Raw genomic sequence first — 14,698 nt, 5'->3', positions numbered from 1 at the left:
TTCGCCTCCTCCCCTATTTTTTCCTAGAGAACATCTGAGGTTTTTGTTTCATCCAGAACCGAGGAACGCGCAGGATAGTATCTTTAAAGTCTGACAGCATCAAAGGCGCAATGGGAGACATGTACTTCACACCGAAGGAACGCAATGAGACTAGATGGATCAAAACAAACAATGTTCCGCACAGAATACCGTATAATCCCATAAAGCCGGCCAGGAACATGAACACGAACTGGAGGATCCGCTGCGCAATGCCAAAGCCGTAAATAGGCGACACGAAATTGGAGATTGCCGTGATCGAAACGACGATAACCATAGCCGCGGAGACGAGTCCTGCTTCGACCGTGGTCATACCGAGTACTAGCGCGCCGACGATGGAGATCGATTGACCAGCAATCCGAGGCATCCGCAAACCGGCTTCACGCAAAATCTCGAACGTGACCATCATGATCATTGCTTCTAGGAACGCGGGGAAAGGCACAGCTTCCCGCTGCGCGGCCAGGTTGATCAAGAGCGAAGTCGGTAGTAGCTCCTGGTGGAATGTGACCACCGCAATGTATAGAGGAGGGATAAAGATCGAGAGCATGAAAGCGAACATTCGCAACCATCGCGAAAGTGTGGCGATATCCGGCCTCTGGTAGTAATCTTCTGGTGAGGAGAAGAGTTGGAAAAATGTCACTGGACCGATCAATGCAATCGGAGTGCCGTCGGTGAGAAGCGCTACTTGCCCGTCCAACAGTTTGCCAGTCACCGCGTCCGGCCGTTCTGTCCCGATGAGTTGCGGGAACGGTGAAAACGTCTTGTCTTGGATCCAATCTTCCATATAAGAGCTTTCCAGAATGCTGTCAGCCTGGATGGCCTGCAGCCGACGACGGAATTCTTCTACGACGTCATTGGGTGCTACGTCGGGCAAATAGGTCAAATACACTTTGGTCTGCGTCTTAGTTCCGATGGTCATCTGTTCAAAAACTAAATGTTCACTTTTGAGCCGTTTACGGATGAGAGCCACGTTCCGACCGATGTCTTCGACGAAACCTTCCCGTGGTCCGCGTACTGTGGCTTCCGACTGAGGCTCGGTTACACTGCGATAGTCACTACGTTTGACGTCAAAGCTTAGGAAACGGTTAACGTGCGTTGGAATCAGCAGGCACTGGCCCTCCAGCAGCAGGCGGACGCCCTCATCGGCATCTGTCCATTCCTTGTTTTGGACGAAGGGGATGTGGCGATGAAACCAGCCCAGGTCGTCCAGATCGTATTCCTCTTCCTCTTCGATTGGAACGGCGGCAAGCATAGGTTTGACGACAAACTCATCTACGAGAGCCGATTCCACAATCGAGGATAGATAGAGGCAGGTGAAAGCCGAAGATCCACGGAGAGGGAACGGCCGAATGACGAAGTCAATGGCCCCCTTCATACGATTTCGGATTTGCTCCTGCATCGGCTCGGTAACGGAAAGTTTATGCACTGTTGAACCCTCCATCATTGGTTATTGTGTACAACCATTGGGAAAATATACCACTGAATCCAGCCCAGATCGTATTCCTCTTCCTCTTCGATTGGAACGGCGGCAAGCATGAGTATGACGACAAACTCATCTACGAGAGCCGATTCCACATTGAGGATAGATAGAGGCAGGTGAAAGCCGAAGATCCACGGAGAGGGAACGGCCGAATGACGAAGTCAGGGGCCCCTTCATACGATTTCGGATTTGCTCCTGCATCGGCTCGGTAACGGAAAGTTTAGACAATGTTGAACCCTCCATCATTTAGTTATTGTGTTTAACCATTAGAAAAATATACCACTGAAGCCAGCTCAGATCGTATTCCTCTTCCTCTTCGATTGGAACGGCGGTTGACGACAAACTCATCTACGAGAGCCGATTCCAAAATCGAGGATAGATAGAGGCAGGTGAAAACCGAAGATCCACGGTCGCACAAGAGCAGCTCCCCTTCGCGGACGGCCTGTGAGCCCGGAACACCATGCGGCAGCGCAGATTTCTCGCCGGCCAGCACAAGGTCCAGAGCCGGTACGATTAGCAGCGGCTCGGCTCCGCGCGGAATCAACAGACCGAGAAGACGCTCATGCGGGTCGCTCGCAAACCCGGTCAAATAATACACATGCTTCGGCATCGTAATCAGTACGGCATCGATCGCCCGCCGATCCATATATGCAACTAGCTGTTCAATACGAGTATTCATTGTCATTGCCCACATTGCGGTACAAGTGCGGCTCATCCGCCGAGTATTACGAATTGGATAATGTTGTATGGAAGAGACATAAACCGAGAGACATTAAAAGGACTGAGGAAGAAAGAGATCAACTGTTGAGCACAATTATTCATTTAAATACTTGGTAGGGTGCTCATTATAACGAATGGGTGTTCCAAAGTTTTAATAATGCTGATTTAATAATATTTTTGGATACGGATAATTCGAAACGAAAGTATCGAATTATCAGAAGATTTATCTTACAGTTACTCAGAATAGAAAAATCAAACTATAAACCGACTTTTGAAATATTCAGGAACATGTTTATTTGGAATGATAATTTTGAAAGTCGAATTAAACCGAAGGTTATAACTAAGTTGGGACAATATTCTTCTAAGTCCATAACACTAAAAGATACAATCGAAATTATAAGCTCATTAAACTAAAGGGCAGTTTAATTACAAAGACGAACAGCAGGGCACTCCTCGAAGTAGAGTSCCCTGCCACAAAAGTGTTTTTGACTACATATAACATATTATTACAATAGCCGAAATAATTAACTTAGTTTTTGCGCACCTTTGAACCATACGGCTTTAATGGATAGGGTATCCGAGATATTGGTTGTCGGATCACCATTGACCAGTACTAGGTCAGCGCGCGCACCCTCGGCAATACGGCCACGATCATTAAGACCGAACCGACGGGCCGGTTTCGAGGTAGCCGACTGAAGCGCTTCTATCGGAGTGAACCCGGCCGTAACCAGCAATTGCAATTCATGATGTACGCTGGCTCCATGAGCAAGGCCGCCAAGATTCGGAACGGGAACGGGGGCGACATCCGTCCCGACCAGAATATCCACACCGGCACTGTGAAGATCCATCACATTTTTAAAGCTATTTTCCATTTTGCCTTGCGGGAAAGTATTGAAGCTAGAGTTCAAAATATCGATCCATTCCGGACTTAATTTGGAATGAACACGAGGGTCATTCGCCAATTCCGATGCTGGGTTCCCAAGAATGGATGAGTTCAACACCAAACTCGGTGTAACAAACGCGCCAGAATCGACGATGGATTGCACTAACTCCGACGTGTACTCGGGCCTGTCGATAAACAGGTGGCCCAATCCGTCCACTTCAAGATCGATGGCGGTTTGCGAAGAATGAGCAGTCAAGACGTGGGCGATGACGACTTTATCGAACTTATGGGCTTCTTCCACGGCTACTTTTAGAATCTCGTCGCTTAAGACAGGCAGGCCAGGGGCACCCATGACTGTTCCTTCTTCAATCATGATTTTTATATAGTCGGCGCCATTCTCCACCTGGGTATGCACATGTTTAATCGCTTCTTCCACCGTCGTTACTTGCGGCACTTCTTCGTGATCGTGGGCGTAAGCGGCTAGCATAGCTTCCCGGTCTTCCTTCGATAACTTCTCCAATTCCTTTAATACGAATTCTGGAATCTCATCCCCATCTGGCAGCAATTCATCCGGGTGACCACCCGGAGCGGTGATTGCCGTGCCTGCAGAACGGACATCGGCGACGTCATCCATATTTTTCAATTGGATCGCGCGTCCTCTTTTCGTAAAATCACCGTTCATTTCGAGTTCTGTCGTCACGCCGAAATTTAATGCATCTCGTAATCCACCGATGGAAGTGTGGACATGCGCATCAATCAAGCCGGGCAATAATGTTGCATCCTCAGCATTGATGATTGTTGCATTCGCCGGAATGTCGCCGCCCACCGCAATAATGGTTTCCCCTTTGATGACAATACTCCTTGACTCGATCACTTTTTCACCATCGAAAATACGCGCATTCGTAATTGCCGTAACTGTTTCTACAGGAGAGCTTTGGACTGCATTCTTCATTATGTTATTCCTCCTTGGAGTTGTTCCTGAATCACTTCGGAGTATAACTGTTAGATAACTAACTGTCAATAAACTAATATTTATTTGACATGAAAGCTAGATCTCTGTATAGTTTATTTGCTTACAGTTAGCTTTCTAACAATATGGGGAGGTACGATCATGAAGCCTCGCAAGGATACGCCTTATCTGGATTTGTTTCAGATTATTGGCCTTAAGTTAAAGAAAAAAGCGGACGAGAGCATAAAAGAGTTAGGGTTAAACGCTCAACAAGGAAAAATAATTGGCTATATCTACGAGAACCAAGAAACTGAATTAATTCAGAGGGATCTTGCCGATCGGTTTCATCTGCGCGGGGCTAGCATTACAAGTATGCTTCAAGGTCTTGAGCAAAGAGGATTCATCGAGCGGAAAATCCCAGCCAATAATGAACGGCAAAAAAATATTTATGTTTTACCAAAGGCCGTTGAATTGATTGAAGACTTTAATGACTCCTTCCAAAAGGTGGAGGACGAAATCGTTCAAGTCCTTTCCGAAGAGGAGAAGCAAACCTTAAAGGAATTGTTGATCAAAATTAATGAACGCTTATAATTGCGGTTTGTTTATTAAAGTGACAGGCAGGATGTTTCAAAAGTAGGTTGGAAATTCGAGGGTAAAATGGTATTCTTACAAATGGAAATATCTGTACGCACATAATATTTAATAGAAACAAGGTCGGTTAAAATTGTATTCAATTTATAATGTTGTCACAATAGGGTCATTATTCTTGATTCTTTATGTTCTTGTTGATTTCATTAGAAATAAAACCAACAACGTTATTAGAAGAGCAATTTTTTATAGTTTTATTTTTTACTTACTATTTGTAGTTCAAGTGACAACGGGAGGTATTATATTTCCACCTCAGTATGATCCCGCACTAGTTTTGATGCAACTAATCCCATTTTATTTTATTGGTGACTTGATAAATATTTATCGGAACAATGGATTTGATTGGTTCTTTTGGAATTCCGTAAAGTTATCGTTTTATAATATTATTATGTTTACACCGCTTGGAGTATATCTACCGTTGTTATTCAAACTTAAACGAATTTCGAAGTCTATTCTAGCAGTCTTTCTCGTGAGCCTCATCATAGAAAGCTCCCAACTTATACTCGGATACTTAGGCTTTATAAGAGGTCGTGAGTTTGACATTGACGACCTCATTTTAAATACGTTAGGTGGTGCTATTGGCTATTTATTCATTGCGTTATCTGAGCTAAATGGCCGAAACGATAAGGAATTGAAATTACCTAACTCCAGTTCTATTAATCCAAAATAATCTAGAATTAATGTTACTTCCACGAAATGAATCTTATAAGAGGAGGATGCTGAAGTGATTTATATTTCCATAGTGATTCTAATACTCTTATTTTATATAAGTTTAATTTTACCTACACAATGGTTAAAAATTGAGCAGATTAAACATCCTCTGAATTTAAATTTGAAAATCCTACTCTATTAATCCAAAATAATCTAGAATTAATGTTACTTCCACGAAATGAATCTTATAAGAGGAGGATGCTGAAGTGATTTATATTTCCATAGTGATTCTAATACTCTTATTTTATATAAGTTTAATTTTACCTACACAATGGTTAAAAATTGARCAGATTAAACATCCTCTGAATTTAAATTTGAAAATCCTACAGATTAGTGATTTGCATGTAGAACGATTAAGAATAAGTCCATCGAAAATTACAACTATTATTCATCGCGAGAATCCAAATTATATTATTATTACAGGTGATTTTACCAAACGTAGTAAAAGTCTCTCCAAACTAGAGAAGTATCTAAGAGCATTGACTATTTGTAACGTACCAATTTATTGTGTTCTCGGAAACCATGATTATCAGCAAAAAAATGTTAAGGATTTAATCAATCTACTTAGAAAATATGGTTTGCATTTATTAAGGAATGAATCGGTACATTTAGATCAATTTGAGTTAATTGGAATTGATGATTTTGATTCAGGTATGAGCAACATTGAAGCATCGTTCCACGCTGTTGATCACAATAGAACTAAAGTCGTTATTACCCACGATCCTAACGTAGTCTTACATTTAAATAAACACTATGACTTTTTAATGGCTGGGCATCTTCATGGTAAACAATTTAATATCCCATTTTTTTTTAGTATCAAAAATGCAGGAGACTTACCTAGGAGGGGAATATATAAAGGACTCCATAATAATCAATATGGTACTTACTATATATCGAAGGGTCTAGTCAGAAGTGAGATAACAATGCACCATCTTTAGCTAGATAGAATTAAGCCTAGACGAGTAATTCGCATAGGCTTTTTTGTGTTGTTTGAATTGGGAAGTTTAACGCAAAGCGATAAACTTCGATTCATTTCTAACAGGGTTATGCAAGAATATAAAGATTAGATTAATTGTATTGAACTAACGGATACTTGATAGCTCAAAAACCCACATGAACTGAATAGCTCTCGGAATCCAAGTCCCACGGGCAGAAACGTTCGATCCCCGGCTACCGCTATAATAAGACCACACAAATATGAGGTCTACCAGAAAGATCTGGTGACCTCATAATACGAAAGGGCAGGATAGTTCGGTACATATTAAAACTTTACCAAGCATTCCTACTGGCCATTTAGTAAAATTAATACGAAGTCCATCTCAAGAGAATTTGAAGTCAAGGGGAAATAAATGGATTATGCACATAGAGACAGCGGTTTTAAATAATATCCTTTGGTGTGGGATTGTTTGTGATTTGCATGGGCTTACTCAAACTTCAAATGAGTATGTGTGGGGACTGCTTTCGAAGGCACCTGAGTTTTACCCCGATATCATTACAACTAGTAAGCATGCAACAAATGAGGAAGTAAAGGATTTTGCAGGAAAGAGAGAAGTATTCAGTATTAAAGATAGTTTTGCAAAGCTTGATATGGTACCTTTTGGTTTTAAAATATTATTTGAGGCAAAATGGATTTATCATGCGCCGATTACTGACGTTGATTTTGTTCAAGAGGAATGGACTGTCGTTACGACAGAAAAAGATTTAGCGAAGTGGGTATTAGCAAGTGGATTGCAAAAAGTGATTAAATCAGATCTGTTAAAGCATAAAGATGTGAAAATCTTTATGCGCGAGTTAAACGGTGAACTCTCAGGATTCATTACGAACTCGAGTGCTAATGCTGTGGGGATATCCAATGTCTTTTCAAACAGCAATAAAAGTGAGTGGTCAGATATTGTTAAAATTGTTTCGAGCTATTTCCCAGGAATTCCAATAGTGGGATATGAAAACGGCGATTCCCTAACATCAGCTCTTTTATCTGGGTGGACATCACTCGGCCCCCTTCGTGTATGGATTAAATCAAATAACTGAATTCATGCGAGTTCACTAAACTAACGGAAACGTTAGCTCAATAATCAGCGGCGACAGCCTAAGACTTATTTTTTCCAAGTCCGAGTCCGTCGCATGGACTTTCATGTCGATTTCAATGGAACGCTCTTTAGGATATACGTATAAAAAAAAGACTGACAATGCAGTATATTGAACTGTTCGTCAGTCTTTTTTTATCGATCCTTAGGGTTTAAGAAATAAATGTTAACGGTATCGTCACGCAAAGATAAAGCTTTTTATAGGGATTCTTTCTTCGTAAAGAACAGAAATTTTATTCCTTTTAAGTAACCTATTGTCGCATCATTATTTTTTTTAACCATTTCTTTAACTATTGAATATACAATAGTCCATAATAGTGCCCCGTAATTCAAAATCCCAGCTTGTTTCATTTTAAGGAAATAGTAATGATTTACGACTTTGGCCTTAGAAACATTTTCAGCTTTATCCCTGGATTGAGGCGATTCGTGATGTATTATTTTTAAACCCGGATCTATAACCAATCTACCATAGTTGCTTGCATAGTAGCACATATATAAATCATCGCCGACAGCATAATTTTCCATCCAGCTTAAAGGCTTCATATCTTTAAGTGAATTCTTTTTAAATGACATATTGCACCCATGAAAAAATTCTGTTTCAAAATTTGATTTGGCTTTATTCCAATTTGCTATAGATCCTGCTAAACCACTTTTGGACAATTTTCCCAATGAACTAGACATTTGAAACGTGGCTACTCCGAGAGCATTTGCTATTTTACTAGAATATAATCCCTTGGCTATTCCTCCTACTCCTGCCAAACTTGCATCATCTTCATAATTTTTTAGTAATTTGTTTATATAGTAAGGATCATCTAATTCAACATCATCATCTAGATAAAGGATAATTTCATGTGCGGCGATTTTTACACATTCAACCCTTGAAAGCCAAATTCCAGCTTTTAATTTCTTAAAGTATGACAGCTTCATGCATTTTATTTTTGATAAGATAGCTTCAAATAAATCTAATTGTTCCTTATTGATATCTCCATCATCTACAATTAAAATCTCAACCTCACAATAAAGTTCAACCTGCCTACTGATGGATTCGATGCATTTGGTGATATCTGCAACTCGATTTCTAGTACAGATTGCTATTGTAATATTTTGCAATTTTAACGCCTCCGATTGGTTCATCTGTTTGGTCTTTTATGGGTCCAATTCGCATCCAGTCTGATTATCTTTATACATTATAACACAAAGCTCCTGAGCATCATTAATCGCGAAGGTATGAAAAAACCAGCAAACCCTTGAGCTTGAGTTTGCTGGTTTCTTGCAGTTCAAAACCAATTTGTCACCCAACAGAGAAGAGATGTTGGATATGTCCAAAACTCGATGACCAAAAATATGGTCGTTGTCGATGAAAAGATGCAGGTGCCCAGTGATTCCAAAAGATTGTTATTTTACAGCGGAAAAGCGATTCAGGCAGTTGCAATAGAGACTAATTCGAGATGGTCCTATCCTCCATGCTATATCACCATAGTTGAACCTTTCGAGACGGAAAGCGATCGTATCCTTGCTGGCTTCTGATGAAAATACGGTTGAAGTTACTCTTAAAGACAGCAAACGCAAACAACGAACTAGCGCGTGGTAGATAAAAAGCACGATAGGTCAGCATTTAACCATTTTAAATGCTTGTTTCCGGATGAACAAGCGCTTAAAATCAAATTAAAGGGAGTAAATGAGTCAAGCTGGTGATGAACACACAACCAAAGTTAACGATATATACACAAGAGCGAGGGTCGGAATAAGGCTACTTGTTCAGTATTTTTTTCGCTATAAACGATATGATGTCTCGGAAGGAGCATTTGAATGGATGCTTATTTATTCGTACATTTTAAAGAAAAGGAAACACCTGATGGCGAGCAAGTATATTTTGCACTCAGTACTGATGGGTTTAACTGGGAACAGGTAAACGGAGGTCAACCCGTTCTCTGGAGTGAAAAGGGTGATAAGGGAGTCCGAGATCATACAATCGTGCGAACGAAGTACGGCAAATTTTATATTCTTGCCACCGATCTGAGCCTTGCCAACCATTTTCATGACAAGTACAGAGGAAGCTGGGAGAGCATCACCAGAGAGGGAAGTAAATGCCTTTCCTTGTGGGAATCGGATGACCTTGTGAACTGGTCTGAGCAGAGAATGATCGAATTAGGCGATGAGGATTTCGGCTGTATTTGGGCGCCGGATGTGATTTACGATCGTATGGAGCAAGACTACGTCATTCACTGGTCATCGGCTCATTCTATCAACAATTTCGGGCATAAGGCAATCTATTACACGCGAACAAAGGATTTTGAAAGTTTTGCTAAACCGCAGCTGCTTTATCGGAAGGAAGACAGCGGGGTAATTGATTCTGCCATCTACGAGGAAAACGGTATGTTCTACCGATTCCTGAAAAGCGAGGCAAATCCCAAAGCTATTATACTGCAAAAGGGAGAAACCCTCGCCGGTGAATGCGAAACAATCGAGGCCTTTAATGGGGAAATGGCTAAGCTCAATAACCCCGCCTATGAAGCACCTACAGCGTATAAGCTGAGCAATGGTAAATGGTGCTTGATGCTGGATTTTTACGGTGTCAAGGGAGAAGGGCAGGGATATGTTCCTTTTATAGCAGATGAGATGGATAGTGGACTCTTTATCCGATCGGATGAAAACTTCATCTTCCCATATCGCTTCAAACACGGAACTGTGCTTTCAATAACAATGGAAGAATACCACAGGATAAAAACTAGGTATTGAACATAAGCTTATTTCAAAGCTTCAACCTAATCCCGAGATTAAGTGCCTATGAGCGAAGACAGGTGTGAAGATTTTAAACATTTTAAAGAGATTGAATGAAGTTGTTTAGTGTTTATAAGACCGGGACTCCGAATTTGGGGGTGCCGGTTTATTTTGTTTGTACGTTGAGCCAAAAGAATATAAAATTTATGTCAACCGGTTGACACAAGATGCGGAAACCGATTAAAATAAATTTGATAGCGCATTCAAAACAGACTTGTAAGGGGGAATAGGGTTTGAAAAAGATGAAGAGTATCACCACTACGGGAATTTGTTCGATTGTATTGCTTTCCTCATTGGTGGCATGTTCCCAAAACAATGCCCCAAGCTCCTCGCCGGGAGCCACTCAAAAGGCAAAGGGAGTCAAGATTACTTTCTTTAATACTTCAGCTGAAGTAAACGGCGTGTTCGAAGACCTTTTTAAAACTTATCACGAGCAGAATCCTAACGTTACTATTGAATTGATTCCGACACCAATTGGAGGAGCACAGTTAGAGAAATTTCAATCCCTGTTGGCATCCGGCAATCCGGCCACGGTAGCGAATCTTGACCCGGGAACGATTCTCCAATATAAAGATAAGTTCATGGACTTAGAGACGGAGAAGGCGAAGTATGAAAAATTAACGAAGCCCGGGGCGGTTGACGGCGCTTTGCTGGACGGCAAATTCCTTGGCATTCCATGGACTGCCCAAGGCTATGGCTTGTTGTATAACAAGCGCGTAGTTGAGGAAGCAACCGGAGGGACCTTTGACCCTTCATCAGTAAAAACCCGCAATGATTTGGAAGCATTGTTCAAGAAAATTGAAGCTGCCGGCAAGGCGCCTGTGATAATTCACGGGGCAGATTGGTCCTTAGGCGCTCACTATTTGGGACTAGCCTATTCTTCGCAATCACAAAAGGTGGAAGAGAACCGCAAGTTTGTAGAGGATTTGAAAAATGGCAAAACGAATTTGGCGGACAATCAGCCATTCAACGGTCTGATGGATACTTTTGATTTATTAAAGCAATATAATGCCAGAAAAAATGATCCGCTCGTCGCAGATTACAACAAAGACAGCACAGATTTCGCAAAAGGCAATGCGGCATTCTATTTTATGGGTGATTGGACTTGGTCTGTCATTGGCACGATTGAAGGAAGAGATAAAGAATTTGGAATCATTCCGGTACCAATTAGCAACAACCCAGCCGATTACGGCAACTCTCAAGTAGCTTACACGGAACCGAAGTTGTTCGCTATCGATAAATCCGGATCTACTCCGGAGCAGCAGGCAGCGGCTAAAGCATTCGTCGAATGGATGGTTACAAGCGAGCAAGGTCAGAGTGCGATCGTGACCAAAATGGGCCTCTCCTTGCCTTATAAGGATATAAAGGCAAAAGGCACAAATGTGATTTCCGATGCCATTGCGAAATATGTCGATCAAGGGAAGTTCCTTAATATCGGAGTCATTAATTATTTCCCGCAAGACTATTGGTCCAAGACAGGAGCTTCCATGCAAAAATATATGGTAGGAAAAACTGACCGAAAGGCTTTCACGACAGAGGTTCAGGATTATTGGAAATCGAATGCTGGGAAATAGGGATTAAGGTTAAAAACTGGTTGTAAAGGGTGCGGTACTATGAGGAGTAAGATTTATTTAAGAAATACGGGAACTTTTCTTCTTTTTGGAGCTCCTTCCGTAGCGGCATTTGCTGCTGTTGTTTTGATTCCGTTCCTGGTTGGGTTATACCTGACGTTTACGAATTGGGATGTTCGAACGGCCGACATATCATTTGTCGGCTTATCAAATTATACCAAAGTATTTCATGATAAAGTTTTTTTTACCCAATTGTGGTTTACCATTAAGTATGTAGTGTTTACGGTATTGATCTCCAATGTGGCGGCTTTCTTTATAGCACTGGCGTTGACCAGCGGGGTTAAAGGAGAGAAATGGCTTCGAACAGGCTTTTTCACTCCAAACTTAATCGGCGGAATCGTGTTAGGGTATTTGTGGCAGACGCTATTCTCGCAGATCATGCCCTATATAGGGAATAAATACGGCTGGGCATTGTTTAAATCGTCGTGGTTAACGGATACGGATACCGCATTTTGGGCGCTCGTCATCGCAACAGCTTGGCAATTAGTCGGCTATCTCATGATTATTTATATTGCCGGATTCTCAGGTGTTCCTAGTGATGTGTTGGAAGCTGCGAGCATAGACGGGGCGAACGGTTATGCAAGACTTCGCAGAATCATATTGCCGCTTTCGATCCCGGCTATCGTCATCTGTATTTTTATTTCCATCTCTCGCTCATTTTTAACTTACGATATCAACCTTGCCCTAACGAAAGGCGGACCTTTTCATTCCACCGAATTAGCTTCCTATCATATCGTTCAAAAAGCTTTCTTGTCCAATCAATATGGAGTCGGACAGGCGGAAGCAGTTGTCTTATTTGCTGTCGTAGCCCTGGTTGCGCTTACTCAATCTTACTTACTTAAAAAATTGGAGGTCGAATCGTGATGGCTTTTCGACAGTCCATATCAAGAATCAAAGCCGCAATCCTGTATGTAATTTTATTTGTATTTTTAATTCCTTTTTTGCTGGTCGTCATGAACTCTTTCAAAAAAACGCAGCAATTCATTGAAAATCCATTAGCTATTCCCAGCAGTGTTCATTTCGAGAACTACACTGCTGCATTTACCAACATGAAATTCATGCAAGGACTTTCCAACTCTTTGTTGATTACAGTTGCTGCAGTTTTCATTATTGTTATTTTCTCGTCAATGACCGGGTATTTGTTTGTTCGTTATAAATGGAAGCTGAATACTGTGCTATTTTTCATGATGCTTGGCTCCATGGCGCTTCCGTTCCAAGTCATCATGATTCCTTTGGTCATGCTGTACGGAAAGATGGATCTGCTTAATATGAAGGGAACGCTGCTGTTTTTATATTTGGGGTTTGGCGTTCCCTTCGGCGTTTTTACTTTCCATGGGTTTATCAAAGGAATTCCTTACGAATTGGAAGAATCGGCTTTTATAGAGGGCAGCTCGAGGCTGCGAACTTTTTTCCAGATTGTACTGCCTTTATTGAAACCGGTTTTCGTAACGCTCATCGTACTCGATGTACTCTGGATCTGGAATGATTATTTATTGCCCAGTTTGGTCTTACTGTCGCCGGAACAAAGGACATTGCCTCTTTCTACGTTTACTTTCTTCTCGTCGTACTCTGTTGATTACGCACCCTTGATGGCAGGATTAATTATGACGATTATTCCTGTGCTAGTGTTGTATCTTTTCGTTCAAAACCAAATCATCAAAGGGATCACGGAAGGGGCCTTGAAATAAAGGTCCTGTAATATGGGACGGAGTTCGGCTGAAAAAATTGCAAATTAAGCGTATAATTGCTTTAAAAAAGTCAGGTGGTCAAACCATGCCTAAAATTGATGATGTAGCAGAAAAAGCCGGGGTTTCTGTTACTACGGTGTCCCGCGTGCTCAATAACCGGGGATATATCAGCCAGACGACACGGGATAAGGTATATCAGGTTATGAAGGAGCTAAATTATCATCCCAATGAAATGGCTCGTTCTTTGTTCAGAAAAAAATCGAATATGATCGGCCTCATTATTCCTACAGTTTCTCATCCTTTTTTTAGTGAATTAGCTCACTATCTTGAATATTATGCTGACCAAAGCGGGTATAAAATTCTATTGTGCAATTCGAATCGAGATGTAACGAAAGAACGCAAATACATCGACATGCTGAAAAAGAATCAAGTGGACGCCATCATTATGGGCAGCATGGTTTTGGATGTCGAACATTATCGGAATCTGAACCTTCCTATTGTAGCTTTCGATCGAGTCGTAGATGATACGATTCCTGTTATTAATTCCGATAATCTGATGGGCGGCAAACTTGCAGCGCTGTTACTTGTGGGCAAAGGTTGCCGAAAGCTGGCATATATTCAAGGTGGAGTTGGTGGGCCGCATCATCATGGTCTGCTTGCTGGAGGAAGGTTACAAGGGTTTGCTGAGGAACTGCAACATGCCGGGGTTGAATATGTTCACTTGAATTTAGAGGTACACGACCTAGATACTGGGGCAAGTGAGGATACAATTGTTCGTTTCCTTCTGGAGCATCCGGAAGTAGACGGTGTTTTTGCCAGTAGCGATGTGATCGCAACTATGGTTATGCAAGCCTGTTATCAATTAAACAAGAGAATTCCGGAAGACATGAAAATCATCGGTTATGATGATGTGAAGATCGCATCTCTAGTGGTGCCGCGTCTTACAACCATTAGGCAGCCCCTTCAAAAGATGAGTGAATTAACGATCGAATTGATTACAAAACAAATAGAAGGGGAGGAGGTTCCGATGGTCAATTCTTTACCGGTTACATTAATTGAACGGAGTACTACGTAACAATAGTGGAGG

The 14,698-nt window shown here is 41.6% G+C and carries 12 protein-coding genes and 1 pseudogene; 9 read left to right on the top strand and 4 right to left on the bottom strand.

Features of this window, described 5'->3' with window-relative positions:
* Nucleotides 1–13: 13 nt before the first annotated feature.
* The 3 genes and pseudogenes from ASG85_RS27860 to ASG85_RS27850 form a co-directional block, all read right to left on the bottom strand.
* Nucleotides 14–1,462, bottom strand: a complete 1,449-nt coding sequence (locus tag ASG85_RS27860; protein ID WP_060648411.1) for a spore germination protein — start codon at nt 1,460–1,462, stop codon at nt 14–16.
* 550 nt (nt 1,463–2,012) lie between these two features.
* Nucleotides 2,013–2,195 (bottom strand): annotated as a pseudogene (locus tag ASG85_RS39465) (aminopeptidase P family N-terminal domain-containing protein); the annotation flags it as partial.
* Nucleotides 2,196–2,760: 565 nt separating this feature from the next.
* Nucleotides 2,761–4,071, bottom strand: coding sequence for an amidohydrolase family protein (locus ASG85_RS27850; protein WP_060648410.1), 1,311 nt, complete (start codon nt 4,069–4,071; stop codon nt 2,761–2,763).
* Nucleotides 4,072–4,230: 159 nt separating this feature from the next.
* Here ASG85_RS27850 and ASG85_RS27845 point away from each other — a divergent pair, with 159 nt between their 5' ends.
* The 4 genes from ASG85_RS27845 to ASG85_RS27830 all read left to right on the top strand — a co-directional run bounded on the left by ASG85_RS27845 (nt 4,231) and on the right by ASG85_RS27830 (nt 7,455).
* Nucleotides 4,231–4,659 carry a MarR family winged helix-turn-helix transcriptional regulator gene (locus tag ASG85_RS27845; protein ID WP_006207256.1) on the top strand — a complete coding sequence of 143 codons (429 nt, stop codon included), beginning with the start codon at nt 4,231–4,233 and terminating at the stop codon, nt 4,657–4,659.
* 175 nt (nt 4,660–4,834) lie between these two features.
* Nucleotides 4,835–5,386: a VanZ family protein gene (locus ASG85_RS27840; RefSeq protein WP_235550237.1), complete on the top strand. Its 552-nt coding sequence runs from the start codon at nt 4,835–4,837 to the stop codon at nt 5,384–5,386.
* Between the two features lie 247 nt (nt 5,387–5,633).
* On the top strand, nt 5,634–6,365 hold the full coding sequence (locus tag ASG85_RS27835; protein WP_060648408.1) for a metallophosphoesterase: 732 nt from the start codon (nt 5,634–5,636) through the stop codon (nt 6,363–6,365).
* 418 nt (nt 6,366–6,783) lie between these two features.
* Nucleotides 6,784–7,455, top strand: a complete 672-nt coding sequence (locus ASG85_RS27830) for a hypothetical protein (protein ID WP_060648407.1) — start codon at nt 6,784–6,786, stop codon at nt 7,453–7,455.
* A 254-nt stretch (nt 7,456–7,709) separates the two neighbouring features.
* On the opposite strand, the gene ASG85_RS27825 is transcribed toward ASG85_RS27830, so the two are convergent.
* Entirely contained in the window at nt 7,710–8,621 is a 912-nt protein-coding gene (locus ASG85_RS27825; RefSeq protein WP_060648406.1) for a glycosyltransferase family A protein, read from the bottom strand.
* 699 nt (nt 8,622–9,320) lie between these two features.
* Between ASG85_RS27825 and ASG85_RS27815 the strand changes: the two genes are divergently transcribed.
* From ASG85_RS27815 to ASG85_RS27795, 5 genes are all read left to right on the top strand, one after another.
* Nucleotides 9,321–10,250, top strand: a complete 930-nt coding sequence (locus ASG85_RS27815; RefSeq protein ID WP_060648404.1) for a glycoside hydrolase family 43 protein — start codon at nt 9,321–9,323, stop codon at nt 10,248–10,250.
* A gap of 284 nt (nt 10,251–10,534) precedes the next feature.
* Nucleotides 10,535–11,866 (top strand): ABC transporter substrate-binding protein, encoded by a 1,332-nt coding sequence (locus ASG85_RS27810; protein WP_063860421.1) that lies wholly within the window; start codon nt 10,535–10,537, stop codon nt 11,864–11,866.
* A 39-nt stretch (nt 11,867–11,905) separates the two neighbouring features.
* The gene (locus tag ASG85_RS27805; protein WP_060648403.1) at nt 11,906–12,787 is read left to right on the top strand and encodes a carbohydrate ABC transporter permease; all 882 of its coding nucleotides are present in this window, start codon (nt 11,906–11,908) and stop codon (nt 12,785–12,787) included.
* The gene (locus ASG85_RS27800; RefSeq protein WP_060648402.1) at nt 12,787–13,611 is read left to right on the top strand and encodes a carbohydrate ABC transporter permease; all 825 of its coding nucleotides are present in this window, start codon (nt 12,787–12,789) and stop codon (nt 13,609–13,611) included. Before ASG85_RS27805 ends, ASG85_RS27800 begins: the two co-directional genes overlap by 1 nt.
* Before the next feature lie 85 nt (nt 13,612–13,696).
* On the top strand, nt 13,697–14,686 hold the full coding sequence (locus ASG85_RS27795; protein WP_060648401.1) for a LacI family DNA-binding transcriptional regulator: 990 nt from the start codon (nt 13,697–13,699) through the stop codon (nt 14,684–14,686).
* The last annotated feature ends 12 nt before the right edge of the window (nt 14,687–14,698 follow it).

The sequence above is a fragment of the Paenibacillus sp. Soil724D2 genome, from assembly GCF_001427935.1.
Taxonomy (GTDB): domain Bacteria; phylum Bacillota; class Bacilli; order Paenibacillales; family NBRC-103111; genus Paenibacillus_E.
The sequence above is the reverse complement of the archived record's forward strand: the minus strand, read 5'-3'. Positions and strand labels throughout refer to the sequence as shown.